The 25,632-nt window shown below is 62.2% G+C and carries 19 protein-coding genes; 11 read left to right on the plus strand and 8 right to left on the minus strand.

Translation table 11 applies throughout. The features are described 5' to 3' along the window. Positions 1-42: 42 nt before the first annotated feature. On the plus strand, positions 43-447 hold the full coding sequence (locus APH25_RS00940) for a YkgJ family cysteine cluster protein (protein WP_060480771.1): 405 nt from the start codon (positions 43-45) through the stop codon (positions 445-447). Between the two features lie 193 nt (positions 448-640). Here the strand turns inward: APH25_RS00940 and typA are convergent, their stop codons facing one another. Beyond that, positions 641-2,461: a translational GTPase TypA gene (typA, locus tag APH25_RS00945; RefSeq protein ID WP_060480772.1), complete on the minus strand. Its 1,821-nt coding sequence runs from the start codon at positions 2,459-2,461 to the stop codon at positions 641-643. Positions 2,462-2,588: 127 nt separating this feature from the next. Continuing rightward, positions 2,589-4,043, minus strand: a complete 1,455-nt coding sequence (gene thiI, locus APH25_RS00950) for a tRNA uracil 4-sulfurtransferase ThiI (protein ID WP_060480773.1) — start codon at positions 4,041-4,043, stop codon at positions 2,589-2,591. 455 nt (positions 4,044-4,498) lie between these two features. On the opposite strand from thiI, the gene glnA reads away from it, so the two are divergent. The 4 genes from glnA to ntrC all read left to right on the plus strand — a co-directional run bounded on the left by glnA (position 4,499) and on the right by ntrC (position 9,757). Beyond that, a complete protein-coding gene (glnA, locus tag APH25_RS00955; protein ID WP_060480774.1) occupies positions 4,499-5,905 on the plus strand; it encodes a type I glutamate--ammonia ligase in 1,407 nt (468 codons plus the stop codon). Between the two features lie 165 nt (positions 5,906-6,070). Further along, the gene (locus APH25_RS25825; RefSeq protein WP_082428188.1) at positions 6,071-6,982 is read left to right on the plus strand and encodes a chorismate mutase; all 912 of its coding nucleotides are present in this window, start codon (positions 6,071-6,073) and stop codon (positions 6,980-6,982) included. 256 nt (positions 6,983-7,238) lie between these two features. After that, positions 7,239-8,324, plus strand: coding sequence for a nitrogen regulation protein NR(II) (glnL, locus tag APH25_RS00970; RefSeq protein WP_060480775.1), 1,086 nt, complete (start codon positions 7,239-7,241; stop codon positions 8,322-8,324). After that, positions 8,321-9,757 carry a nitrogen regulation protein NR(I) gene (ntrC, locus tag APH25_RS00975; protein WP_028631978.1) on the plus strand — a complete coding sequence of 479 codons (1,437 nt, stop codon included), beginning with the start codon at positions 8,321-8,323 and terminating at the stop codon, positions 9,755-9,757. Before glnL ends, ntrC begins: the two co-directional genes overlap by 4 nt. 279 nt (positions 9,758-10,036) lie before the next feature. Here the strand turns inward: ntrC and APH25_RS00980 are convergent, their stop codons facing one another. Beyond that, on the minus strand, positions 10,037-10,474 hold the full coding sequence (locus APH25_RS00980) for a hypothetical protein (protein WP_060480776.1): 438 nt from the start codon (positions 10,472-10,474) through the stop codon (positions 10,037-10,039). Between APH25_RS00980 and trmL the strand changes: the two genes are divergently transcribed. Continuing rightward, complete coding sequence (trmL, locus tag APH25_RS00985; RefSeq protein WP_028631980.1) at positions 10,473-10,934, plus strand: tRNA (uridine(34)/cytosine(34)/5-carboxymethylaminomethyluridine(34)-2'-O)-methyltransferase TrmL; 462 nt, start codon at positions 10,473-10,475, stop codon at positions 10,932-10,934. The two genes, APH25_RS00980 and trmL, sit on opposite strands and share 2 nt — an antisense overlap. A gap of 167 nt (positions 10,935-11,101) precedes the next feature. Here the strand turns inward: trmL and secB are convergent, their stop codons facing one another. From secB to APH25_RS01000, 3 genes are read right to left on the minus strand one after another with little or no spacing between them, the layout of a single operon-like run. Further along, positions 11,102-11,587, minus strand: a complete 486-nt coding sequence (secB, locus tag APH25_RS00990) for a protein-export chaperone SecB (protein WP_028631981.1) — start codon at positions 11,585-11,587, stop codon at positions 11,102-11,104. Positions 11,588-11,626: 39 nt separating this feature from the next. Further along, positions 11,627-11,881: a glutaredoxin 3 gene (gene grxC, locus APH25_RS00995; RefSeq protein ID WP_029886544.1), complete on the minus strand. Its 255-nt coding sequence runs from the start codon at positions 11,879-11,881 to the stop codon at positions 11,627-11,629. Between the two features lies 1 nt (position 11,882). Continuing rightward, positions 11,883-12,296, minus strand: coding sequence for a rhodanese-like domain-containing protein (locus tag APH25_RS01000; RefSeq protein WP_028631983.1), 414 nt, complete (start codon positions 12,294-12,296; stop codon positions 11,883-11,885). A 206-nt stretch (positions 12,297-12,502) separates the two neighbouring features. Between APH25_RS01000 and gpmI the strand changes: the two genes are divergently transcribed. The 4 genes from gpmI (at position 12,503) to APH25_RS01020 (ending at position 17,657) form a co-directional block, all read left to right on the plus strand. Beyond that, positions 12,503-14,038 (plus strand): 2,3-bisphosphoglycerate-independent phosphoglycerate mutase, encoded by a 1,536-nt coding sequence (gene gpmI, locus APH25_RS01005; RefSeq protein ID WP_060480777.1) that lies wholly within the window; start codon positions 12,503-12,505, stop codon positions 14,036-14,038. Positions 14,039-14,184: 146 nt separating this feature from the next. Next, a complete protein-coding gene (locus APH25_RS01010) occupies positions 14,185-15,486 on the plus strand; it encodes a murein hydrolase activator EnvC (RefSeq protein WP_060480778.1) in 1,302 nt (433 codons plus the stop codon). Between the two features lie 78 nt (positions 15,487-15,564). Continuing rightward, on the plus strand, positions 15,565-16,881 hold the full coding sequence (locus tag APH25_RS01015) for a S41 family peptidase (RefSeq protein WP_028631986.1): 1,317 nt from the start codon (positions 15,565-15,567) through the stop codon (positions 16,879-16,881). Between the two features lie 8 nt (positions 16,882-16,889). After that, positions 16,890-17,657 carry a divergent polysaccharide deacetylase family protein gene (locus tag APH25_RS01020; protein WP_060480779.1) on the plus strand — a complete coding sequence of 256 codons (768 nt, stop codon included), beginning with the start codon at positions 16,890-16,892 and terminating at the stop codon, positions 17,655-17,657. A gap of 6 nt (positions 17,658-17,663) precedes the next feature. Here the strand turns inward: APH25_RS01020 and APH25_RS01025 are convergent, their stop codons facing one another. Both APH25_RS01025 and APH25_RS01030 read right to left on the minus strand, forming a co-directional pair. Further along, complete coding sequence (locus APH25_RS01025) at positions 17,664-22,319, minus strand: dermonecrotic toxin domain-containing protein (RefSeq protein WP_060480780.1); 4,656 nt, start codon at positions 22,317-22,319, stop codon at positions 17,664-17,666. Between the two features lie 143 nt (positions 22,320-22,462). Beyond that, a complete protein-coding gene (locus APH25_RS01030; RefSeq protein ID WP_245614719.1) occupies positions 22,463-24,409 on the minus strand; it encodes a BCCT family transporter in 1,947 nt (648 codons plus the stop codon). A 533-nt stretch (positions 24,410-24,942) separates the two neighbouring features. Here APH25_RS01030 and betI point away from each other — a divergent pair. Next, complete coding sequence (gene betI / locus APH25_RS01035) at positions 24,943-25,596, plus strand: transcriptional regulator BetI (protein WP_028631990.1); 654 nt, start codon at positions 24,943-24,945, stop codon at positions 25,594-25,596. Positions 25,597-25,632: the final 36 nt, after the last annotated feature.

The raw sequence follows: 25,632 nt of genomic DNA on the forward strand, positions 1-25,632 counted from the left end.
TATCATCGCGCGCCCCAAGACCGTGATCCACCCTATAAAACGATGAAAACGTCCCTGATCGCCGCTGCCGAAGTCGACCGCCTGGAAACCTGGCAGCGCTATGCCAGCCACATGTGTGGTGGCTGCCACTCCACCTGCTGCACCTTGCCGGTAGAGGTCAAGATCAAGGATCTGATCCGTATCGGTGTGGTGGATGAGTTCGAAAAAGACGAACCTCCCAAGAACGTGGCCAAGCGCCTGCAGAAAGAAGGCATCATCGAGCGCTTCAACCAGAAGTCCGGGATCTTCACCCTGACCCGAATGAGCAATGATGACTGCATGTATCTGGATCGTAAGAGCCGCCTGTGCACCATTTATGACAAGCGCCCGGACACCTGCCGCAATCACCCCAAGGTTGGGCCGCGGCCAGGATATTGCGCGTACAAGCCCAAGGTGGTCGGGCGCTGATCGTTGGCCTGGACCGGCCTCTTCGCGGGTGAACCCGCTCCCACAGTGGCTTCACAGGCTCTGATCATAGCAGAGATCGTTTGGGAGCGGGTTTACCCGCGAAGAGGCCAGCCCCGACAGCACAATTTCTGAAGGCACAAAAAAACGCCCCCGGCCTTTCGACCGGGGGCGTTTTCATTCAGCCTGAGCTAACTCAGTTCTTGGCTTTCTTGGCAGCGCGGGTACGCTCGCCTTCGTCCAGGATCTTCTTGCGCAGACGGATCGACTTCGGCGTCACTTCGCACAGCTCGTCATCCTGGATGAATTCCAGGGCCTGTTCCAGGGTGTGGCGAACCGGCGGCACCAGGGCGATGACTTCGTCTTTGCCCGAAGCACGCATGTTGTCGAGCTTCTTGCCTTTGGTCGGGTTCACGCCCAGGTCGTTGTCACGGCTGTTCAGGCCGATGATCTGACCACCGTAGATTTCCTGGCCGTGCTCGACGAACAGCTTGCCGCGCGCCTGCAGGGTTTCCAGCGAGTAGGTCAGTGCCTTGCCGGTTTCGACCGAAACCAGAACGCCGTTCAGACGGCCAGACATCTGGCCCGACTTCATGGTGTCGTAGCGGTCGAAGATCGAGGTCAGGATGCCTGCACCGTTGGTCAGGGTCAGGAACTGGTTACGGAAACCGATCAGACCACGGGCCGGGATGTTGTACTCCAGGCGAACACGGCCTTTGCCATCTGGCACCATGTTGGTCAGGTCGCCCTTACGCAGGCCCATCTCTTCCATGACCTTGCCCTGGGATTCTTCAGGGATGTCGATGGTCACGTTTTCGAACGGTTCCTGCTTCACGCCATCCACTTCGCGGATGATCACTTCAGGGCGGCCCACGGCCATCTCGAAGCCTTCGCGGCGCATGGTTTCGATCAGTACCGACAGGTGCAGTTCACCACGGCCCGACACCTTGAACTTGTCTGGGGAGTCGGTTTCCTGAACGCGCAGGGCTACGTTGTACAGCAGCTCCTTGTCCAGACGGTCCTTGATGTTACGGCTGGTGACGAACTTGCCTTCCTTGCCGCAGAACGGCGAGTCGTTGACCTGGAAGGTCATCGAAACGGTTGGCTCGTCAACGGTCAGCGGCTTCATCGCCTCTACCGCGTCCGGTGCACACAGGGTGTCGGAAATGAACAGCTCGTCGAAACCGCTGATGCAGACGATGTCGCCAGCCTGAGCTTCTTCGACGTCAACACGGTGCAGGCCGTGGTGACCCATCAGTTTCAGGATGCGGCCGTTGCGCTTCTTGCCGTCGGTGTCGATGGCCACAACCGGGGTGTTCGGCTTGATGCGGCCACGGGCGATGCGGCCAACGCCGATTACGCCGAGGAAGCTGTTGTAGTCCAGTGCGGAGATCTGCATCTGGAACGGGCCGTCACGGTCAACCGAAGGCGCAGGCACGTTGTCGATGATCGACTGGTACAGGGCAGTCATGTCTTCGCCCATTTCGGTGTGGTCCAGGCCGGCGATGCCGTTCAGGGCCGAGGCGTAGACGACTTTGAAGTCCAGCTGTTCATCGGTGGCACCGAGGTTGTCGAACAGGTCGAAGATCTGGTCCAGAACCCAGTCAGGACGCGCGCCCGGGCGGTCGACCTTGTTGATCACAACGATCGGCTTCAGGCCGGCTTCGAAGGCCTTCTTGGTCACGAAGCGGGTTTGCGGCATAGGGCCGTCCTGGGCGTCGACCAGCAGCAGCACGGAGTCGACCATCGACATCACACGCTCAACCTCGCCACCGAAGTCGGCGTGGCCGGGGGTGTCGACGATGTTGATGTGGTAGCCGTTCCAGTTGATGGCGGTGTTTTTCGCCAGAATGGTAATGCCGCGCTCTTTTTCCTGGTCGTTGGAGTCCATCACGCGCTCGTCGTTGAGCTCGTTACGCTCCAGGGTGCCGGACTGGCGCAGGAGTTTGTCGACCAGGGTAGTTTTACCATGGTCAACGTGGGCGATGATGGCGATGTTACGCAGATTTTCGATCACAACTGTATCTCGATCAGAGGATTCGGTTGCCGCCAGTGTAGGCGGCGAATAGGTATGCTTTGCGGCTCAGCGGGCCCGCAGGTCGGGAGGGCGATGGCGGATGCTGCCGCCATACAGCCCTGGCGTCTTATGCCGGACGATAAACACGCACATTGGCATGTCCCTCACTGAGCAGGTGGTGTGCGTGCAAACGGCTCATCACACCTTTGTCGCAATACAGCAAGTACTGGCGCGTGGGGTCCAGGTGCTTGAACTTGCTGTTGATGGCATAGAACGGCATGGCCTGGACTTCGATCCCGTCGATGAGCAGGGGTTCGTCTTCCTGGGCATCGGGGTGACGGATGTCGATGATGATCTGACCCGGCAGAGCCTCGGCCACTTCCTCGATTTCGATGTCCTTGCCCAGCTCGTCGATCACATGGTCGATGGAGATGAACTTGGCGCGCTCGATGGCGCGCTCCAGCACCTGCATCTCGAACTGCTTTTCTTCGTGCTCCATGCGGTGGCGTTTGGCATGGGTAGTCGGGTTCACCGAAATCACGCCGCAGTACTCGGGCATGTGCTTGGCGAAATCGGCGGTGCCGATGGCGTAGGCCTGGTCGATGATGTCCTGCTTGTGGGTGGCCAGCAGCGGGCGCAGCACCAGCTTGTCGGTAGCCGAATCGATGATCGACAGGTTGGGCAGGGTCTGGCTGGACACCTGGGAAATCGCCTCGCCGGTCACCAGCGCGTCGATGTCCAGGCGCTCGGCCATGCGCGCTGCAGCGCGCAGCATCATGCGCTTGAGGGTCACGCCCATGTAGCTGTTGTCGACCTTGTTGAGGATCTCGCCGACCACTTCCTCGAATGGCACGCTGATGAACAGCACGCGCTGGCTGCTGCCGTACTTCTTCCACAGGAAGTGGGCCACTTCCATCACCCCGAGCTCGTGGGCACGGCCGCCGAGGTTGAAGAAGCAGAAGTGGGTCATCAGGCCGCGGCGCATCATCTGGTAGGCCGCCACGGTGGAGTCGAAACCACCGGACATCAGCACCAGCGTCTGCTCCAGCGCTCCCAGCGGATAACCGCCGATGCCCTGGTGCTGGCTGTGAATCACGTACAGGCGCTGGTCGCGGATTTCGATGCGCACCAGTACTTCGGGGTTCTTCAGCGTGATACCGGCCGCACCGCACTGCTGGCGCAGCTGGCTGCCGACGTAACGGTCGACGTCCATCGAGGTGAAATCGTGATGGCCACCGCGCTTGCAGCGTACGGCGAAGTGCTTGCCGGCCAGCAGGTGGCCGAAATGGTGCTTGCACTTGGCGACGATATCGTCGAAGTCACCCAGTGGGTATTGCTCGACCTGCAGGAAGTGGGTGATACCCGGGGTGCAGGTAAGGCGCTCGATGATCTCGCGCTGGACCTTTTCGTCCTCGATGCGGGTGACCACTTCGAGATTGTCCCAGACACCGTCGACCGCGAGCTCAGGGTCGAGGTCCTTGAGCACGTTGCGGATGTTCTTGGCCAGCTGGCGGATGAAGCGCTTGCGCACTGGCCGGCTCTTGATGGTGATCTCTGGGAAGACTTTGACGATAAGTTTCATTGGTCTACAGCGCGCACTGGGCCTGCCGAAAATGAGGGGCGCGAATTATAGCGGAAGTTGCTCAGCTTTTGACCAACTTTCGGTCAGAAGCGCCAATATTAATGCAACGCCCCTCTATCGTGGGAACGCGTAGGAGCGAGCGCAGCTCGCGATGGCCCTCACACGATCGCCCTGGAGAACGCAATCGCGAGCTGCGCTCGCTCCTACATATAGACGCGTCGCACCATGACGGTGCACCGGAGGAAAATTACGCATGATAATGGTGCAAAGCTTGCCCTAAGCCTGTCGCCAGATGCCCAAGAACGCCCCCTTATGTCCAGACCTCGCCATTTTCGGGCACTGGCATGCAATTTGCTCCCTTGTGAGGCAGGTAAGCTTGGCCGACTATCCGCGCCCGGCAACACCCTTTTTCCAGGGCCGCGGCCAACCGTGCCCTAGACCATCCGGAGGACAACATGTCGAAGTCGGTTCAACTCATCAAAGATCATGACGTCAAGTGGATTGATCTGCGTTTCACGGACACCAAAGGCACTCAGCACCACGTGACCATGCCGGCGCGTGATGCGCTGGACGACGATTTCTTCGAAGTCGGCAAGATGTTCGACGGCTCCTCCATCGCTGGCTGGAAAGGCATCGAAGCCTCCGACATGATCCTGATGCCGGTCGACGAAACCGCCGTGCTCGACCCGTTCACCGAAGAGCCCACCCTGATCATCACCTGCGACATCGTCGACCCGTCGAGCATGCAGGGTTACGACCGCGACCCACGCGCCATCGCCAAGCGCGCCGAGGAATACCTCAAGAGCACCGGCATTGGTGACACCGTCTTCGCAGGCCCGGAGCCTGAGTTCTTCATCTTCGACGAAGTGAAGTTCCAGTCGGACATTTCCGGCTCGATGTTCAAGATCTTCTCCGAGCAAGGCTCGTGGATGACCGGTGCCGATATCGAAGGCGGCAACAAAGGCCACCGCCCAGGCGTGAAAGGCGGCTATTTCCCGGTTCCGCCGTTCGACCACGACCACGAAATCCGTACTGCCATGTGCAACGCACTGGAAGAAATGGGCCAGACCGTCGAAGTTCACCACCACGAAGTGGCCACCGCTGGCCAGAACGAAATCGGCGTCAAGTTCAACACCCTGGTGAAGAAGGCGGACGAAGTACAGGCCCTGAAATACGTCGTGCACAACGTTGCCGACGCCTACGGCCGTACCGCTACCTTCATGCCCAAGCCGCTGTACGGCGATAACGGCTCGGGCATGCACGTGCACATGTCGATCTGGAAGGAAGGCAAGAACACCTTCGCGGGCGAAGGCTATGCCGGCCTGTCCGACACCGCCCTGTACTTCATCGGCGGCATCATCAAGCACGGTAAGGCCCTGAACGGCTTCACCAACCCGTCCACCAACTCCTACAAGCGTCTGGTCCCAGGCTTCGAAGCCCCGGTAATGCTGGCCTACTCGGCACGCAACCGCTCGGCCTCGATCCGTATCCCCTACGTCGGCAGCCCGAAAGCTCGCCGTATCGAAGCGCGCTTCCCGGACCCATCGGCCAACCCGTACCTGGCCTTTGCAGCCCTGCTGATGGCTGGCCTGGACGGCATCCAGAACAAGATCCACCCAGGCGATGCGGCGGACAAGAACCTGTATGACCTGCCGCCCGAAGAGGCCAAGGACATCCCGCAAGTGTGCGGCAGCCTGAAAGAAGCCCTGGAAGAGCTGGACAAAGGCCGTGCGTTCCTGACCAAGGGCGGCGTGTTCTCCGACGATTTCATCGATGCCTTCATCGAACTGAAGAGCGAAGAAGAGATCAAGGTCCGCACCTTCGTCCACCCGCTGGAATACGAGCTGTACTACAGCTGCTGATCTGATCGGCACACCTCGCCGATACGAAAAACGAGATGGCCTCCTTGATGGAGGCCATTTTTTTTGCATTTCACACTGTGTCCTACACGGCAAGCAGACACAGCTGACATTTTGCGGTGTCACGCAGCAGCAAGGTAGACGGCCATTTCCTCAACGGGCGTCACCATGCAAAAAATCCTACCCGCGCTACTCACCGCAGCATTGCTCACCGGATGCGTCAGCCACGGCCAGGAGGCCGTCAAATCACAGGTTCTCCACCGGGCAACAGGCAGCTGGGACGGCACCCCTTACCGTCAATACCCGGCGGGGCCACCTGTGTTGTCCCTGGTGAGGCTGACCATACCTGCCAACACGACACTAGACTGGCATTGCCACAAAGCGCTCAACCTCGGCTACCTGGCTGAAGGCAGCCTGGAAGTGGAAACCCGCGATGGAAAACGAATCCACCTGAACGCGGGCGACACGCTGGCTGAGCTGGTTGGGGAAGTTCATCGCGGGCACACGGCGGGGCAACCAGCGACGGTAATGGTGTTTCACGCAGCTGATGAGACGTTGGCGTTCTCCACGCCGGAAGCGCAATGCCCAGCTCAACGACCGGCTGAAAACACCGCTCTGAATGCACTCCTCGATCTGGTGGAGAAACGCCTGACAACCGCTGAGGCAGTTGCTTTACATAAATGGGACAAGAAACAGCCCGTTCAAGCGACCGAGCGTGAGCAGCAAGTACTGGCCAGTGTCCGCCAGGCCTCGCCGGGGCTGGGCGTGGCGCCACAACGCGCCGAGGCGTTCTTCGCCGACCAGATGGAAGCCAACAAGCTGGTGCAATACACCTTGCTGTCCCAATGGCACCTGGCGGGCCAGGCGCCAGACACCCAGCGCCTGGACCTGACCGACGTCATCCGCCCACGGTTGGACGAACTGCAGGCTGACTTGCTGGCGAAGCTGGCCGCCTTCGACCAACACCCTGTACCAGGCTGCGCGGCGCAGCTTGCCGTTGCCATCGCCAACAGGCCGCTGCTGCCAACGGCGCAACATGCGTTGATCCGCGCTACCGGCCAGCTATGCGATCGCCCCTGAACTCACTATGCTCCATTATGGTGCGCGCCACCTGCAGTCACACTGCGCGGCCACCCAAAAAAGGTCGTCTGAAACGATAAACCTGAACATCTTGGTGCGTAGTCGGACCTAATAAGGCGTTTTTCGGCTTATTCCGCTTCTTTTCGGGGCCTTGGTTTGTTTCTTGCATTTTCATGGCGACTGCAACAGTGGAAACCCCGTGCCTTGCCCGGTCCACGTTTTGCCAGACAGCCCCGAAAGAGGTCGACGACGCCTTATGACCATCAGTGATGCACAGCACCGTCTGCTTCTGGACAACCTTACCACCGCCACCTTGCTGCTTAATGCCGAGTTGCGGTTGGAATACATGAACCCGGCCGCCGAGATGCTGCTGGCCGTCAGCGGCCAGCGCAGCCATGGGCAGTTCATCAGCGAATTGTTCACCGAGTCTGCCGAAGCCCTGGGTTCGCTGCGCCAAGCGGTAGAGCAGGCTCACCCGTTCACCAAGCGCGAAGCCCAGCTCACCTCGTTGACCGGCCAGACCATTACTGTGGACTACGCCGTTACCCCCATCCTGCACCTGGGCCAGACGCTGCTGCTGCTGGAGGTGCACCCCCGTGACCGGCTGTTGCGCATCACCAAGGAAGAGGCGCAGCTAAGCAAGCAGGAAACCACCAAACTGCTGGTGCGCGGGCTGGCCCACGAGATCAAGAACCCGCTGGGCGGCATCCGGGGGGCGGCGCAGTTGCTGGCCCGCGAACTGCCGGAAGAGAGCCTGCGCGACTACACCAACGTGATCATCGAAGAAGCAGACCGCCTGCGTAACCTCGTTGACCGCATGCTGGGCTCCAACAAGCTGCCGTCGCTGGCCATGACCAACATCCACGAAGTACTGGAAAGGGTCTGCAGCCTGGTGGATGCCGAGAGCCAGGGGTGCATCACGCTGGTGCGCGACTATGACCCGAGCCTGCCGGACGTCTTGATCGACCGCGAGCAGATGATCCAGGCAGTGCTCAATATCGTGCGCAACGCCATGCAGGCGATCAGTTCGCAAAACGAGCTGCGCCTGGGCCGCATCACCCTGCGCAGCCGTGCCCTGCGCCAGTTCACCATCGGCCATGTGCGCCATAGGCTGGTGGCGAGGGTCGAGATCATCGACAACGGGCCCGGTATCGCAGCGGAACTGCAAGACACCCTCTTCTACCCCATGGTCAGTGGTCGCCCGGACGGTACCGGGCTGGGCCTGGCCATTACCCAGAACATCATCAGCCAGCACCAGGGGCTGATCGAGTGCGAAAGCCACGCGGGCCATACCGCATTTTCCATTTACCTGCCCCTGGAACAAGGAGCCAACGCCTCATGAGCCGAAGTGAAACCGTATGGATCGTCGACGATGATCGCTCCATTCGCTGGGTGCTGGAAAAAGCCCTGCAACAGGAAGGCATGACCACCCAGAGCTTCGACAGCGCCGATGGGGTGATGGGCCGGCTGGCACGCCAGCAGCCCGACGTGATCATTTCCGATATCCGCATGCCCGGCTCCAGCGGCCTGGAACTGCTCGCCCAGATTCGCGAACAGCACCCACGCCTGCCGGTCATCATCATGACCGCGCACTCCGACCTGGACAGCGCCGTGGCGTCGTACCAGGGCGGTGCGTTCGAGTACCTGCCCAAGCCATTCGATGTGGACGAGGCGGTTGCGCTGGTCAAGCGTGCCAACCAGCACGCCCAGGAACAACATGGGCTGGACGTGCCGCAGAGCCTGGCGCGCACCCCTGAAATCATCGGCGAAGCGCCGGCGATGCAAGAGGTGTTTCGCGCCATTGGCCGCCTGAGCCACTCCAACATCACGGTGCTGATCAACGGCGAATCGGGCACAGGCAAGGAACTGGTCGCCCACGCGCTGCACCGCCACAGCCCGCGGGCTGCCTCACCGTTCATCGCCCTGAACATGGCAGCCATCCCCAAGGACCTGATGGAGTCCGAGCTGTTCGGCCACGAAAAAGGCGCGTTCACCGGGGCGGCCAACCTGCGCCGCGGCCGCTTCGAGCAGGCCGACGGGGGCACCCTGTTCCTCGACGAAATCGGCGACATGCCAGCCGACACCCAAACCCGCCTGCTGCGGGTGCTGGCGGACGGCGAATTCTACCGAGTGGGGGGCCACATACCGGTCAAGGTCGATGTGCGCATCATCGCGGCTACCCACCAGAACCTGGAATCGCTGGTGCAAGCCGGGAAGTTTCGTGAAGACCTGTTCCACCGCCTGAACGTGATCCGCATTCACATCCCGCGGCTGGCCGATCGCCGTGAAGACATCCCGGCCCTTGCCCGGCATTTTCTGGCCCGCGCTGCCCAGGAACTGGCAGTGGAGCCAAAAGTGCTCAAGCCGGAGACCGAGGAGTTCATCCGCAACCTGCCCTGGCCCGGCAATGTGCGGCAGATGGAGAACACCTGCCGCTGGATCACGGTCATGGCGTCCAGCCGTGAAGTGCTGATCGGCGACCTCCCACCGGAGCTGTTGAACCTGCCGCAGGATGCTGCGCCGGTGACCAACTGGGAGCAGGCGCTACGCCAGTGGGCCGACCAGGCCCTGGCCCGTGGGCAGTCGAACCTGCTGGACAGCGCCGTGCCCAGCTTCGAGCGGATCATGATCGAGACAGCGCTGAAGCACACCGCAGGTCGCCGCCGTGATGCCGCACTGCTGCTGGGCTGGGGGCGCAACACCCTGACCCGCAAGATCAAGGAACTGGGCATGAACGTGGCCGGTGCCGACGACGAGGAAGGCGACGAGCACTGAAACCCACCTGCCGGGGCCATTGCGCAGCCCCGGCACCCGCCTGCACCGATCCTGTGCCCCGTGCACCGCACCAAGGCACGATCCCCCTCAAAACCTGGCAGATTCCCCCTGAAAGCCCAGTATTCACGGGCTTCTCAAAACTGGCACGACCCCTGCAATAGCCTTGGTAACTCCAGTTTCGGGGGCCCTGGTACAGGCAGGCCGGGTGACCCCTCTTTTATTCGCGACATGCTGTTTTTCGGGGGACCTTGGTACAGGCAGGCCAAGACATCCCCTCTTTTATTCGTGCAGGGTCACCTGCAGCCGCCACCGCCCCCCGGCCGGTGCGCCGGCCCACTCGCCGTGCAGGGCACGCGCAGCCACCACCGTGACCAGCAAGCCTTCCTGGCTCTGCTGCACCCGCCAGCTCGCCGGCTTGCCGTGTACCGTAAGCCGCCCCTGCCCGGCCTTGCCCGTGGCCTGAAACAGCAGCGCTACAGTGCCCTCGACGTTCTCGCCATGCAGCTTGGGTTCTTCGTTGAACCACAATGCCAGGCCATCCTGCACAACCTCGATCTGCTGCAGTTCGCGCGCTTGCGGCGCGGTGAGGCGGCCGATCATCAGCCCCACCATGACGCCGACAATCGCCAGCGACAGCATTACCCGCGGGAACGCTTTCGAACGTACATCCGGTTCAGGGGTAGAATGCCCGTCATCTTCATGCCTGGAGCCGTGCATGTTTCACGTCATCCTTTTTCAACCCGAAATTCCGCCGAATACCGGCAACATCATCCGCCTGTGTGCCAACAGCGGCTGCCACCTTCACCTGATCGAACCCATCAGTTTCGAGCTGGACGACAAACGCCTGCGCCGTGCCGGGCTCGATTACCACGAGTATGCCACGCTCAAGCGCCACCCGAGCCTTGAGGCCTGCCTGGACAGCCTGGGCGGCCCGAGGCTGTTCGCCTTCACCACCAAGGGATCGCACCCATTCCACGAGGTGGCCTACCAGCCTGGCGACGCGTTTCTGTTTGGGCCAGAAAGCCGAGGTTTGCCGGGCGAGGTGCTGGACAGCCTGCCCGCCGAACAACGCCTGCGCCTGCCGATGCGGCCGGGGTGCCGTAGCCTGAACCTGTCCAATACCGTGGCGGTGACGGTTTACGAGGCGTGGCGGCAGAATGGGTTTGCCGGAAGCTGATGGTTAGCCTGCAAGGGCCCTTTCGCGGGTAAACCCGCTCCCACCGAAATTCCTGGGTAGCTATTCCTGGGCAGCACCATTCCAGTGGGAGCGGGTTTACCCGCGAAGAGGCCGGGGCAGGCAATAAAAAAGCGCCCCGAGAGGCGCTTTTGCACAGGCAGCAGCTGTTACTGCGCAGCAGGCACTTCGCCCGCTTCCTGCATGCGCTGCATTTCTTGCGCGTACAGGGCATCGAAGTTGACCGGCGACAGCATCAGGGCCGGGAACGAGCCACGGGTTACCAGGCTGTCCAGGGTTTCGCGAGCATAGGGGAACAGGATGTTCGGGCAGAATGCGCCCAGGGTGTGGCTCATGGAAGCGGCATCCAGGTTCTTGATCAGGAAGATACCCGCCTGCTGCACTTCAGCGATGAACGCCACTTCGTCACCGTTCTTGACGGTAACCGACAGGGTCAGTACAACCTCGTGGAAGTCACCTTCCAGCGCTTTCTGCTTGGTGTTCAGGTCCAGGCCGACACTCGGCTCCCAGGTCTGACGGAAGATCTGCGGGCTTTTCGGGGCTTCGAACGACAGGTCACGCACATAGATGCGCTGCAGGGAAAACTGAGGGCTGTTGTCTTCTGCAGCAGCGCCGTTGGTCTGTTGGTCAGTCATGGCAGATCCTTATCCTAGTGTTTTGGAGTGCAGTGCAAATCAGGCCGCCAGCAGTGCGTCGAGCTTGCCGGCGCGCTCCAGGGCATAGAGGTCATCGCATCCACCGACGTGAGTGCTGCCGATCCAGATCTGCGGCACCGATGTGCGCCCAGCCTTCTGGGCCATCTCGGCGCGCAGTTGCGGCTTGCCATCGACCTTGATTTCCTCAAATGCAACGCCCTTGCTCTCGAGCAGGTACTTGGCGCGCATGCAGTAGGGGCAGTAGTCGCTGGAATAGACGATGACAGGTTTCATATCACTTCACCAAAGGCAGGTTATCGGCTTTCCAGCTGGACACGCCACCGCTGAGCTTGGCAGCGTTGTAACCAGCCTTGAGCAGATCGCGGCACACGGTGCCGGACTGCTGGCCCATCGCGTCGACCACGATGAGGGTTTTTTCCTTGTGCTTGTCCAGCTCGGTCATGCGGCTGGCCAGCTTGTCCTGGGGGATGTTCACCGCACCGACGATATGGCCGGCGGTGTACTCCTTGGCTGGGCGGATATCAATGACAAGGCCTTTGTCGGCGTTGACCAGGGCGGTGAGTTGGCCATTGCTCAGGCTCTGCCCGCCACGACGGATTTCATTGACCAGCAAAGCGACCAGCAGAACAACGAAGATCGCCACCAGTAGGTAGTGGTTTGTCGCAAATTGAATCAGGTTAGCAACCATCTGGGGTGTTCCACGCGATAGAAAATGCCGGCCAGTATACACACCCCCTGTGTGGCACCAAAGCCCGACGGCCCGGCCATGAAAGCGCTCTCACGGGGCCAGGCCAGGTGCGCCGGTCGGCGGAAGGGACGATTATTCGCCCGCGCTGGCACATTTGCCCTAAAATGCGTGTCTTTATCATCTTTGAACAACCGTGAGTTTGATTGATGACGAGCACGCCCAAACCCCTGGTCCTGATCATCCTTGATGGCTTTGGCCACAGCGAAAGCCCCGAATACAACGCCATCTATGCGGCCAATACACCGGTCTACGACCGCTTGCGCGCCACCCAGCCGCACGGCCTCATTTCAGGTTCGGGCATGGACGTCGGCCTGCCGGACGGGCAGATGGGCAACTCTGAAGTCGGCCACATGAACCTCGGCGCTGGGCGCGTGGTGTACCAGGACTTCACCCGGGTGACCAAGGCCATCCGTGACGGCGAATTCTTCACCAACCCCGTGCTCACCGGCGCCGTGGACAAAGCCGCCAATGCTGGCAAGGCTGTGCACATTCTTGGTTTGCTGTCCGATGGTGGCGTACACAGCCACCAGGACCACCTGGTGGCCATGGCCGAACTGGCCGCCCAGCGCGGCGCCGAAAACATCTACCTGCACGCGTTTCTCGACGGCCGCGACACCCCGCCACGCAGCGCACAGTCGTCCATCGAGCTGCTGGATGCCACCTTCGCCAAGCTGGGCAAGGGCCGCATCGCCAGCCTCATCGGCCGTTACTACGCCATGGACCGTGACAACCGCTGGGATCGCGTAAGCGCCGCGTACAACCTTATCGTCGACAGCACCGCCGAATACACCGCCGACAGCGCCCTGGCAGGCCTCGAAGCCGCCTATGCACGCGATGAGAGCGACGAATTCGTCAAGGCTACCCGCATTGGCCAGGCGGTCAGCGTGGAAGACGGCGATGCCGTGATCTTCATGAACTTCCGCGCCGACCGCGCCCGTGAACTGTCGCGGGTGTTCGTCGAGCCTGATTTCAATGAATTCCCACGGGCGCGCCTGCCCAAGGTTGCCGCCTACATCGGCCTGACCCAGTACTCGGCCAAGATCGCAGCCCCTGCGGCCTTCGCCCCGGCCAGCCTGCACAACGTGCTGGGCGAGTACTTGGCCAACAACGGCAAGACCCAGCTGCGCATCGCCGAAACCGAAAAGTACGCCCACGTCACCTTCTTCTTCTCGGGCGGGCGCGAAGAGCCGTTCGAAGGCGAGGAACGCATCCTGATCCCTTCGCCGAAGGTTGCCACCTACGACCTGCAGCCAGAAATGAGCGCCCCCGAAGTCACCGACCGCATCGTCGAGGCCATCGAGCAGCAGCGCTTCGACGTGATCGTGGTCAACTACGCCAACGGCGACATGGTGGGCCACACGGGCGTGTTCTCGGCGGCCGTGCAGGCAGTTGAGGCCCTGGACAGCTGCGTGGGTCGCATCGTGGAAGCACTGGACAAAGTCGGCGGCGAAGCGCTGATCACCGCCGACCACGGCAACGTCGAGCAGATGGAAGACGAGTCCACCGGCCAGGCCCACACTGCCCACACCACCGAGCCGGTGCCGTTCATCTACGTGGGCAAGCGCCCCCTCAAGGTGCGTGAAGGCGGGGTACTGGCCGATGTCGCGCCGACCATGCTCAAGCTGCTGGGCCTGGAGAAACCCGTGGAAATGACCGGCACCTCAATCCTCCTCGACGCTTGAGAAACAGCTGCAAGTTGTAAGCTACAAGCTGCAAGAAAGAGCAAAAGCAAGATCAAGAGCCACACGCGCTCGGCTTGCAGCTTGTAGCTTGTAGCTTGCAGCTCCTTCATACTAGGCCAGTCTCCATCCCCGGTACGCCAAACCTCATGCTTCGCGCCCTGATCCTTCTAGCCCTGTCTTGCCTGCTCAGCCCGGCCTTCGCCGATGAGCGCGCACAGACCCAGCAGCAACTGGACGCCACCCGCCAGGATATTGCCGAGCTCAAGAAGACCTTGGGCAAGCTCCAGGAAGAAAAGGCCGGTGTGCAAAAAGACTTGAAAACGACCGAGACCGATATCGGCAAGCTCGAAAGGCAGGTGGAGGCCCTGCAGCAAGAACTAAAAAAGACCGAGGGCGAGCTGGAGCGCCTTGATACCGAGAAAAAAAAACTCCAGAGCGCCCGCGTTGAACAACAACGGCTGATCGCCATTCAGGCCCGTTCTGCCTACCAGAACGGGCGCGAGGAATACCTCAAGCTGCTGCTCAACCAGCAGAACCCCGAGAAATTCGCCCGCACCCTCACGTATTACGATTACCTGAGCAAGGCGCGCCTTGAACAACTGCGCACCTTCAACGAAACACTGCGCCAGCTGGCCAACGTGGAGCGCGAAATCGGCACGCAACAGCAGCAGCTGTTGGCCCAGCAGGCAGACCTCGACACCCGCCGCCAGGCGCTGGAAACCGAGCGCAGCAAGCGCCAGCAGGTACTGGCCAAGCTGAATGGCGACGTGAAAGACCGCGACCAGAAGCTGCGGGCCCGCGAGCAAGACCAGGCCGACCTGGCCAAGGTCCTGAAAACCATCGAGGAAACCCTGGCTCGCCAGGCCCGCGAAGCCGAAGAAGCGCGCCAGCGGGCCCTGATAGCGCAGCAGGAGGCAGAAAAACGCCGTCAGCAGGAGGCCCTTGCCGCCGCCGCCCGCAATCAGCCTGCCGAACCGGTCGAGCCGCCGAAAAAGGCCCGTGCCACCCTGGGGCCGATGGTATCCGGTGATGGCGCCAGCTACGGCGGTGCATTTTCTGCAGCCCGTGGAAAACTTCCCTGGCCAGTCAATGGTCGATTGCTGGCACGCTTCGGCGATGCACGCGGTACGGATGCCCGGGCCAAGTGGGACGGGGTGATGATCGGGGCAAGCCCCGGTACCCAGGTGCGCGCCGTACACGGCGGGCGCGTGGTGTTTGCCGACTGGTTGCGCGGCGCCGGCCTTCTGGTCATTCTCGATCACGGTAACGGTTACCTGAGCCTGTACGGCCATAACCAGAGCCTGCTGAAGAACGCCGGGGATATCGTCAAGGCCGGCGAGGCCATCTCGACGGTCGGTGACAGCGGTGGCCAGGAGGCTGCCGGGTTGTACTTCGCCATCCGCCAGCAGGGCCGGCCTACCGACCCTTCGCAATGGTGCCGTGGCTAGTCAAACTTATGCGGCGTAGCCTGGGTGCTACGCCGATGCTCCGCAGGGAGCGCTTACAGGATCAGGAGTTCGTTCGACATGCTGCACTCGCCTCGTCTTACCCAGCTGGCCCTGTCCATCGCCCTGGCGGTCGGCACGCCCCTGGCCCTCGCCGCAGAGCCGGCCAAGGCGGCAGCAGCACCGGCCACCGAGATGACCAGCAAGGCGCCGCTGCCGCTCGAAGAGCTGCGCACCTTCGCCGAGGTCATGGACCGGATCAAGGCCGCCTATGTCGAGCCGGTGGATGACAAGACCCTGCTGGAGAACGCCATCAAGGGCATGCTCAGCAACCTGGACCCGCACTCTGCCTACCTGGGGCCAGAAGACTTCCAGGAGCTGCAGGAAAGCACCAGCGGCGAATTCGGCGGCCTGGGCATCGAGGTTGGCCAGGAAGACGGCTTCATCAAGGTGGTCTCGCCCATCGATGACACGCCCGCCTCCCGCGCCGGCGTGCAGGCAGGCGACCTGATCGTCAAGATCAACGGTGCCCCTACCCGTGGTCAGACCATGACCGAGGCTGTGGACAAGATGCGCGGCAAGGTGGGTGACAAGATCACCCTGACCCTGATCCGTGATGGCGGCAACCCGTTCGACGTGACGCTGGCCCGCGCGGTGATCCAGGTCAAGAGCGTGAAGAGCCAGTTGCTGGAAAACGACTACGGCTACATCCGCATCACCCAGTTCCAGGTCAAGACCGGCGAGGAAGTGGGCAAAGCCCTGGCCAAGCTGCGCAAGGACAACGGCAAGAAGCTGCGCGGCGTCATCCTGGACCTGCGCAACAACCCAGGCGGCGTGCTGCAGTCGGCGGTGGAAGTGGCCGACCACTTCCTGACCAAAGGCTTGATCGTGTACACCAAGGGCCGCATCGCCAACTCCGAACTGCGCTTCTCGGCCGACCCGGCCGACGCCAGCGAGGGCGTGCCGCTGGTGGTGCTGATCAACGGCGGCAGCGCCTCGGCATCGGAAATTGTTGCCGGCGCTCTACAGGACCAGAAGCGCGCCGTGCTGATGGGCACCGACAGCTTCGGCAAGGGCTCGGTACAAACCGTGCTGCCGCTGGCCAACGACCGCGCACTCAAGCTCACCACCGCCCTGTACTTCACCCCCAACGGCCGCTCCATTCAGGCCCAGGGCATCGTGCCGGACATCGAAGTGCGCCAGGCCAAACTCACGGCCGAGGCCGACAACGACAACTTCAAGGAAGCCGACCTGCAGGGCCACCTGGGCAACGGCAACGGCGGCGCCGACCGCCCCACCGGCAGCAGCAAGCGCAAGGAGCGGCCACAGGATGACGACTTCCAGCTCAGCCAGGCCCTGAGCCTGCTCAAGGGCCTCAACATCACCAAAGGCAATTGATGAGGCCCATGCGGCACCTGCTGTGCCTGTTGCTGTGTCTCTTGGCCGGTGCCGCGCAAGCGGCCCCACCGGCCAAGGCGTACATGAGCATCATCATCGACGACCTGGGCCAGAGCACCGAGCGTGACAACCGTACCCTGGCCCTGCCCGGGCCGGTAACCATGGCGATCATGCCCGACACTCCACACGCCACTAGCTTCGCCCGCCAGGCGCACAAGGCCGGCAAAACGGTGATCCTGCACATGCCCATGGACCCGGCCACGGGCCCTTACGCGTGGCACCCCGGCCTTGCCATGGGCGAGCTGGCTTCGCGCCTGGACGCTGCGCTGCTGAAGGTGCCGTTCGCAGCGGGGGTCAACAACCACATGGGCAGCCGCATGACCTCGCAGCCCGAGGCCATGGCCTGGCTGATGGGGGAATTGCAGCAGCGCGGGCTGTTCTTCGTCGACAGCCGCACCAGCGCCGCCACCGTGGCAGCGGCCAAGGCCCAGGCGCAAAGCGTGGCCCATGTGTCGCGGGACGTGTTCCTTGACGATGTGCGCACCACCGAGGCTATCGCCGGGCAGCTGCAACAGGGCGTGGCGCTGGCGCGTCGGCAAGGGTCGGCCGTGCTCATCGGCCACCCTTACCCGCAAACACTGGAAGTGCTCGAACGCGAGATACCCCGGTTGAAACAGCAGGGTGTCGAGCTGATCGAGCTACAGCAGATGGTGGCCGAGCGTGGCAACCAGGCCATGCCGGCCCATGGCCGACATGGCAGGTACAGCAACCGCTGACGCACGTCATTCGAAGGGGATGATGCCCTCGACGTCGCCTTTGCGCAGTTGCCCGCGATACACCCGCAGCACCTCATTGCGCCTGGCCGCGCGCAACACTGCCTGATGCCCGAGTTTGCGTTGTTCCCACAACTTCAGGTGCCCGCGCTGGAAGTTTCTGTCAGGGGTGTCCGCGCCAGGGTAGTGGAAATGCGCCTCCCACAATCGTTTACCTGAAACACGCTTGATTTCGTAAGTGTCCAGGTAGTCAGTGGGTGACAATTCCACCCGACGCTCAACTCTCGCCACCGTTAATTCGCCAATGCCGTGTAGAAATTTCAGGGCGTTCAACGTCGGCGCCTTGCTGGTCAGGTAGTGGGTCTTGAGCAGTTCCTGCTTGCTGTCCTCAAGCTCATCCACGGCGGCCTGCGCACGTTCGGCCAGGGCTTTGTCCGACGCAGTGCGCGGCAACAACGCCCGCGTGTCACGCAGGTCCTTGATATGTTGATCAATCACGGTGGACAGCCCCAAAGGCTCATCCTTGCTGAAAAAACGCTTGGCCATGACCAACGTTGTACCCACGCTGTCGATCAGCCTGCCAAGCCTGTTTCGCAGCACCTCAGGCGCATGCGGCCTGGCAGGTGCCAGCTCCTGCTGCGGTGCGCCCTGTACCTCCCACCACTGGCTGTTCTGCCTGCGGAACGTGCGCAGCACCTTGTCGTGGCTGTCGCGCTGCTGCACCTCTGCCACACCGTCATCGCCCACCGCCTCGATACCCACCACGCTACGGCCACGGTGCGTGCGCACCAGGCGACGTACACCGCCGCGCGCCGCATATACGGGTGTGCGGGGGCGAGCAGCTTCGACCTGTTCCAGTTCGCGGACGCTGGCCGCCATTTCTTCGCTGGCCAGGTCCTTGAGCCTGCGTAGCACCTGCAGGAACAGCTGGAGCTTGTCCGGGCGAATCTCAGCCGGCTCGACACTGGCCAGGTACTCCGCCCGGCCAATGGTTTCTTCATAGCTGTCGATCACATCGTTGAGCACCGCCACGCGCTCTTCATCGGTCAAACCGCTGCCTGCCAGCTCGCCATGCGCACTGCCGGCGCTGCGCAAGTTGTCACCGGCGAGCATCTCGTAATATTCATCCAGCTGCGCTTCACTGGTGCCGTTCAAACGGTTGAGCGCCAGCTCACCCAAGTCCTCGAGCAACCTGAACTCCAGGTCGATGGCATTCAGGCGGCGGTCCTGGATGACGCGGCTCAACTCATGGTGCTTGTTGACCTGCCGCCCATTTTCATCCCTGAAGACGATGTCGTTGTCCTTGAGCGTACTCTCCAGCAACGGGTCGAATTGTGCCGACAGCGCCACCATGTCACTGCCCCATTGCCACACGCGCTCCAGGGATTTGACCAACCGCTGGTACTGCTGCTTCTCCTCATCGGTTTCGGGCAGCAGTGCAATTGCCTTGTGCTGGCCGTCGATATCCTCTTCGTTGATCATGGTGGCCAGCAGGTTGTAGTACGTCTCGCAGGTGGCGATGAGACCTTCACGGATCGTGCTGCGCTGACGGCGAATGGCGTCTTCCACGACCTGGCTGGACAGCCGTATGCGCCCGCGCTCCATCAATACCCTGTCGTGCTCGGTGTCCTGCGCAACGAGCTGCTTGAGGTCGTTGGCCAGGTATTGCCGCTGCCCCCTCCTCAGCTGCTTTTGCAGGCTGAGCATTTCCTGCTGGTGCTCGTCGGGCTGCGCCAGGCGCTCCAGCTCTTCGATCCTGGCGGTGGACCTGTCTACCTCGTTCTTGTGCCGCTCATAGGCCTCGACGAGGCCCTTGCGCTGCTCGGTCAGGCGCGCATCCTCATCACGCATGCGCGCCTCCTGCCGCACATTCTGCTCGCGCATCAGTTCCACGCGCCCCCTGGGCATACCCCCACTCAAACGCAGCCCATGATCGATACGCCATGCCCCTGCTGTGTGCTGCAACCAAGGGCCGGGGTTGCCCAGTGCATCTACAATGCGCACGCCGTGCTCGTCGGGCGCAACGCGATAGGTGTCACCCCGAAGCTTTACGTAGTATTGGCCATGCTGCCTGTAAAGCCCTGCCGCATCACCCGCCTGCAGGGGCTCGACGCCTTCGAGCGATGCATCGACGCGCATGGCTTCCAATCGTTTACGCATTTGGGCCGGTAGCACGTTGAAACCCTCGCCACCACTGAAGGAAAAATCGAGCAGTGCACCGCTTTTTTCCAATGCGCCCGGCAGGTAGACCTTGCCTTGCAGCATCTGGGCTCCAGTTGCCGGCACTGGGCGTACCGACCCAGGCCCAGGGCTGTCGCTGGGCATGGCGTCTGGCAGGGTAGCCGGGTGGCGGGCCAACCTGGGTGCATAAGCATGGCCAACGACCATCACCAGGTTGAGCAGCATGTCGACCACCGCCGCTGACCGCTCGAAGTCGCTGCCTTCGCGAATGGCCTGCAGGTCTGCGCTGGCGGCATTGAACATTTGCACCAGCCACAGCGCAACGGCAGCCGGGCCACGCACCACCAGGCTTGCCACGTCGAACAGCAACCAGGCCCCCTGGGTGAGGATTGCCCAGCGGCTCTCTGCGTTGGATACCGAGTTGCGATCCGCCAGCTCCACCAGCAGGTCGCGATTGGCGGTGTACATCTGCAGGTCGACATCGCTGCGCCAGAAGCGCGGCCAGAACTGCGCGGGCGCCACCGGGGCGGGCAAGATCGACGTGTCCACGATGGCGCCGCCCAGGTGAGGCTCAGTGAACCCACCGTTGGCATACACATGCCGGGCCTCTGGCGCCAGCCAGGCCAGCAGGCTGGCCTGCAGCGCCTGGTCATCGCGCACGGCCTGCATCATGGCCTCGATGCTGGCGAACGCCAGAACGGCCGCCTTGCCATAAAGCGGCCTGTACAGCACGACGCTGCCTGGCTCCGCGTTGAACAACACGTACATGCCGCGGACCACATCGTAAGCCTGGCTGTCAGGGGCGCGGCGCAGGGCGAACGGCATCAGCATGCTTGCCGGTAGCAACGGGTCGACTTGCCCGCTGCAATAGTCGCAGATCGCTTGCAAGGTTGACTCGTCCAAGCTGCCATGCAGCTTGGCCCGCAGCGCGCGCAGCATGAAGTCGCAGCGCCATTCCCGGGCGAAGCGCTGCACCCGCTGCACCAACCCCGTCGGCTCGTTCAGCTTGCTGGCCACATAGGTGGGATAATTACCCCCCACGTCCACACACTGTACCAGCGCCTTTGCATAGTCGGCGGTCATCCAGCCCATGATCAATTGGCCTTCGCGGTGGGTGATGGCCGTTATGGTCGCGCCCTCCAGCGAGCTGAGGTTGGCAATGGCGAACTGGGTCAGGCTGAGGGTGCGCTTCTCGAGCGCGCCATCACCGGCCCCCACCCCGGCACCACCCGGCACACCGAATGCCGAGGTCAGCTCCAGTTGCAGGTCGTCGGGAAAGTAGTTGGCATCCACCGGGTGATCGTGCAACAACTGCTCACGCAACTGCTGGCTGGCGTAGCCGTGCAGGTCGAGTACGCCATCAAGGGCTGCAACACCGTCGGATTCAGCCTGGGCCAGGGCCAACTCATAAAAGGCCCTTTGGCAGGCAAAACTGTCCGGGGCCGCCACACTGAGCAGCCCACGGGGCGGCTTGCCATCCAGCGCGGGCCGGTTGACGTAACCCTCGATGAACCACTGTGCAGGGTCGGTCAGGGCCAGGCAGGCCTGCTCCAGGTCGGTAACACCGTTCAACGCACTGCGGCGCAGGCTGCCGACCTGCTCCAGCATGCACTCCAGCAGCATTGCCGCCTGCTGGGAAAACGGATCACCTTCCAGCTCATGCCGGTGCCAGCTGATGTTGTCGTGGCTGGCCAGGCTTGGGTATTCAGCCTGCAACGCCTGGGCAAACGCATCGAAGCCCGGGTAGCCCCACACAGTGCCGGCCGGCTTGCACCACAGCACGACATCGGCCTCGTCCCATTGGCCATAGACCAGCAAATCGGGTAGAAAACGGCTGGTCGCCTTGCCGTCGACGGTGGCTTCGATCTGCACGAAAAACACGCTGGGACGTTGCCCTGCCCCGCGCAACAAGCCGCGTACGCACGCCTGTTGCTGGGGCCTCAACCCCTGCAATGGCAGGTTGTACAGGGTGGCCGACCTGATCATCTGCTGTAACCAGCGATCACGGCTGACACCTGCACTGCCATCGGCGCGCCAGTAGTCGACCTGGGCCTGGTTGAAACAGCCCCAGATGATCAGCAGCAGGTCATTGAATGCCTGGGTAAGCGGCGCCAGTTCGATCTGGTCACCTTCTGCGGTCTGCAGCGGGTCGGGGATGGCGAAAAAGCGTCGAGCATCGAGCTTCAGGTACTGCTTCTGCCCCGCGACCTGCGAAAAATTCAGCGGTGTACCCGCGTACAGGGCCTGTAACGCCACATCCACCAGGGGCGTGGTCGATACGCGCTGCCCATCGGCACTGGGCAGCGCAAGGCCAAGGCGATCGGCATCAGTGAGTTCAGGGCGGTGCGCCTTGATCAGTGGGTAGTGCTGAATCAGCAGCTGCATGATCTGCGTGCTCAGCACCTGCCGCAGGGTGGGGCGGCTGGCGAACTGGGCAGCCACCAGGGCTTTGAAATCGGTGGGTAGTGCGTAGGGGTCCGGCATGGTCACGCCTCCTGGATGAGCGGAGGGTGAGCCTGCCTTCAGCGAGTTGGCGGCAGGGTGTACATATTGCTGCCTACAGGTACCCGCGCCCCGCGCCGGGCCCGCAAACAAGGTTTGCAGGCCCGGCGACGGGCAAGGTCAGATCAGCTGTAGACACGCCCCAGCAACTGGCGGTGGCTTTCGAACTGGTCCAGTACGTCGCGTACGATCTGCTCCGGTGCAAAGCCCATCAGGTCGTACTCCTGGCTGCCATCGTGCAGGTACACCTCGGCACGGTAGAAGCGCTGCCTGACTTCCGGCTCGCCTTCCACCGGCGCTTCGCTCGGTGCGGCCATGTAGCCGTCAAGGCTGACCTCATAGACGAACGGGTTGCCCTCTTCCATCATCACCCGCAGGCCCATCATGTTGCGCGACTGGCCGACACGGGTTTCTACCTCGAAGCCTAGTGTCTGCAATTGCGCGGCGGCTTCCTTCAGTGCCGGGCTTACCTGTTTGTCCATGAAGCGTTGCACCACGGCCTGGGTGGGTTGCAGCTCCAGCTGGCTGAGGCGCTCGCTGAAGCCGCGGCGGCCACGGGCAGCCAGCTCGGCGCGCTCCTGTTCAACGGCCACATCCTGCTTCATGGCCTTGTACAGGCCGAACATGAACAGCACCAGCACCACCGAGAACGGCAGGCCAGCCAGCACCACCATGGTCTGCATGGCTTCGAAGTTGCCCGCCAGCAGCAGGCCGATGGTGACCAGGGTGATGATCACCGACCAGAACACCACCATCCAGTGCGGCGCATCCTCGTCCACCTTGCCGCCCTTGCAGGAAAGGTTGGCCATCATCACCGCGCCCGAGTCGGCGGGGGTCAGGAACAGCACGAAGCCAACGAATACCGCCACACCGATCACCACCTTCGCCGCCGGGAAGTATTCCAGCAGTTGGTAGATGGACATGGACGGCTGTGCCAGCGCGGTCTTGCCCAGTTCCACCGCCCCATGGTTGATAACCAGGTCCAGGGCGGTGTTGCCGAAGATCGACAGCCAGGCCAGGGTGAAGCCCAGCGGAATCAGCAGCACGCCGCTGACCAGTTGCCGTACGGTACGGCCCTTGGAAATACGGGCAATGAACATGCCCACGAACGGGCCCCAGGAAATCCACCAGGCCCAGTAGAACACGGTCCACAGGCCCAGCCAGCGCTCGGACTTGCCGGCCTCGCCTTCATACACGTACAGGTCGAAGGTTTTCAGCACGATACCGTTGAGGTAATCGCCCACGTTCTGCACCAGGCCATTGAGCAGGTGCAGGGTTTCACCCCCCAGCAGCACGAACATCAGCAGGCCGCTGAACAGGGCGATGTTGAGGTTGGACAGACGGCGGATGCCGTTCTCCACACCCGACACCGCTGCCACGGTGGCCACCCCGGCCATGACTAGGATGACCACCAGCAGGTTGGTCTTGCTGTGGTCCATGCCGAACAGGTACTCGAGGCCCGAGGCCACCTGCATCGAGCCGATACCCAGGTTGGTCACCAGGCCCAGCAGGGTCACGAACATGCCGAAGATGTCCACGGCGTTACCCGCGGCCCCCTTGACCCAACGCTCACCCACCAGCGGGTACAGCGCCGAACGCAGGGCCAGCGGCTGGTTGTGCCGGTAGGCGAAGTAACCCACTGCCAGGCCGACCAGTGCGTAGATTGCCCAACCGTGCAGGCCCCAGTGCAGGAAGGTCAGTTGCAGGCCCTGGCGCGCAGCCTCCAGGCTGGCCGGGGTGCCCTCGGGCGGGTTGAAGTAGTGGTCCAGCGGTTCGGATGCACCGAAGTACAGCAGCGAAATGCCGATACCCGACGAAAACAGCATGCCGGCCCAGGCGCCGTAGCTGAAGTCGGGCTGGTCGTCCTTGCCGCCCAGCTTGAGCTTGCCGTAGTCGGAAAACGCCAGGTACACGACGAACAGCAGGTAGCCGCAGATCACCAGCATGTAGTACCAGCCGAAGGTGCGCGTCAGCCACTGCTGGGCGACGCCCAGTACCTGGCCGGCAGTTTCGGGTACAGCGATGAGCAAGGCAGTCAGAACGAGGATCATCAGCGCGGAGGTGAAGAACACCACACGGTTGACCCGTACCCTCTCGGCAGGAGGGTTTGTAAGTGAGGCAGAAGTCATTGCACGAATGCTCCGGGCAGTACGGCTGTGGAGGCTAATCTGTTTTTCCCGAGCAATTGGTGGAATATCCCCACTGCATCAGGTGTTATAAAAGCACCCTGGGAATCGCGGTTCCGAACCGATCCGCTGCAAAACACACACAGGTGGCCCTGCTGCAAATGCCCCGCGCCGGCTTGCGGTGCGCGCATTGGTCACAGGTACACCGCCCGCTCCAAGGGCCTGCCGCACGGTCCAGCACCGCACGGCAGCATCTGCGTCTTGCATCGCTAGTACCCGCGCAGGCTTTACCAGCCGGGGGCTTCGCGATTTTCTGGGGTGACAATCCGTGCCTGCTCGACCGCCTGAAAAACTGTCAATGGCACAAATTGTCGCAGAGCTTATTCTTTATTGATTGAACGTTCAATCAAAACAAAATAGACTGGTCTTCGCCGAGTCAGCCGCCTGTCGTCTGCTCGCAGGCCTGAGGAGATAGCAAGATGCCCAAGGTCGGTATGCAACCCATCCGCCGTCAGCAGTTGATCGAAGCCACGTTGCAGGCTGTCGATCAGGTCGGCCTGGGGGATGCCAGCATTGCGCTGATTGCCCGTTTGGCCGGGGTGTCCAACGGCATCATCAGTCACTACTTTCGGGACAAGAATGGCCTGATCGCAGCGACGATGGGCTACATCATGAGCATGCTCAACGAGGGCGTGCGGGCACGCCGCCAAGCCTTGACCGACGATACGCCCCGCGCCCACCTGAAAGTGATCATCGAGGGCAACTTCGATGCCAGCCAGGTGAATGGCCCGGCGATGAAAACCTGGTTGGCGTTCTGGGCTTCCAGCATGCACCAGCCCGATCTGCACAGGTTGCAACGGATCAACGACCACCGTTTGTACTCCAACCTGTGTTGCCAGTTCCGCCGCGCCCTGCCGCTTTACCATGCGCGCAAGGCAGCCCGCGGCCTGGCGGCCCTGATCGATGGCTTGTGGCTGCGTGGCGCCCTGTCGGGGGATGCCTTCGACACCGACCAGGCAATACGGATTGCTTACGAATACATGGATCTACAACTGGCCAAGCAGCACACCCTGGGCACTGACCCAGGGGCTGAAAAACGGCGCGCAGCCCTTGCCAACCCGGCGGGAGCGTGACCCCAGGCCAACCCACACACTGCACTTGCGAGGACA

The sequence above is a fragment of the Pseudomonas sp. NBRC 111119 genome, from assembly GCF_001320125.1.
GTDB classification, from domain to species: Bacteria; Pseudomonadota; Gammaproteobacteria; order Pseudomonadales; family Pseudomonadaceae; genus Aquipseudomonas; species Aquipseudomonas parafulva.

Bases quoted from the DNA above. Each gene is read 5' to 3' on its own strand.
- glnA (WP_060480774.1), top strand. From the start codon at position 4,499: ATGTCGAAGTCGGTTCAACTCATCAAAGATCATGACGTCAAGTGGATT.
- secB (WP_028631981.1), bottom strand. From the start codon at position 11,587: ATGACTGACCAACAGACCAACGGCGCTGCTGCAGAAGACAACAGCCCT.
- APH25_RS25825 (WP_082428188.1), top strand. From the start codon at position 6,071: ATGCAAAAAATCCTACCCGCGCTACTCACCGCAGCATTGCTCACCGGA.
- grxC (WP_029886544.1), bottom strand. From the start codon at position 11,881: ATGAAACCTGTCATCGTCTATTCCAGCGACTACTGCCCCTACTGCATG.
- gpmI (WP_060480777.1), top strand. From the start codon at position 12,503: ATGACGAGCACGCCCAAACCCCTGGTCCTGATCATCCTTGATGGCTTT.
- APH25_RS01010 (WP_060480778.1), top strand. From the start codon at position 14,185: ATGCTTCGCGCCCTGATCCTTCTAGCCCTGTCTTGCCTGCTCAGCCCG.
- APH25_RS01020 (WP_060480779.1), top strand. From the start codon at position 16,890: ATGCGGCACCTGCTGTGCCTGTTGCTGTGTCTCTTGGCCGGTGCCGCG.
- APH25_RS00980 (WP_060480776.1), bottom strand. From the start codon at position 10,474: ATGCACGGCTCCAGGCATGAAGATGACGGGCATTCTACCCCTGAACCG.
- trmL (WP_028631980.1), top strand. From the start codon at position 10,473: ATGTTTCACGTCATCCTTTTTCAACCCGAAATTCCGCCGAATACCGGC.
- thiI (WP_060480773.1), bottom strand. From the start codon at position 4,043: ATGAAACTTATCGTCAAAGTCTTCCCAGAGATCACCATCAAGAGCCGG.
- glnL (WP_060480775.1), top strand. From the start codon at position 7,239: ATGACCATCAGTGATGCACAGCACCGTCTGCTTCTGGACAACCTTACC.
- ntrC (WP_028631978.1), top strand. From the start codon at position 8,321: ATGAGCCGAAGTGAAACCGTATGGATCGTCGACGATGATCGCTCCATT.
- betI (WP_028631990.1), top strand. From the start codon at position 24,943: ATGCCCAAGGTCGGTATGCAACCCATCCGCCGTCAGCAGTTGATCGAA.
- APH25_RS01000 (WP_028631983.1), bottom strand. From the start codon at position 12,296: ATGGTTGCTAACCTGATTCAATTTGCGACAAACCACTACCTACTGGTG.
- APH25_RS01015 (WP_028631986.1), top strand. From the start codon at position 15,565: ATGCTGCACTCGCCTCGTCTTACCCAGCTGGCCCTGTCCATCGCCCTG.
- APH25_RS01025 (WP_060480780.1), bottom strand. From the start codon at position 22,319: ATGCCGGACCCCTACGCACTACCCACCGATTTCAAAGCCCTGGTGGCT.
- APH25_RS00940 (WP_060480771.1), top strand. From the start codon at position 43: ATGAAAACGTCCCTGATCGCCGCTGCCGAAGTCGACCGCCTGGAAACC.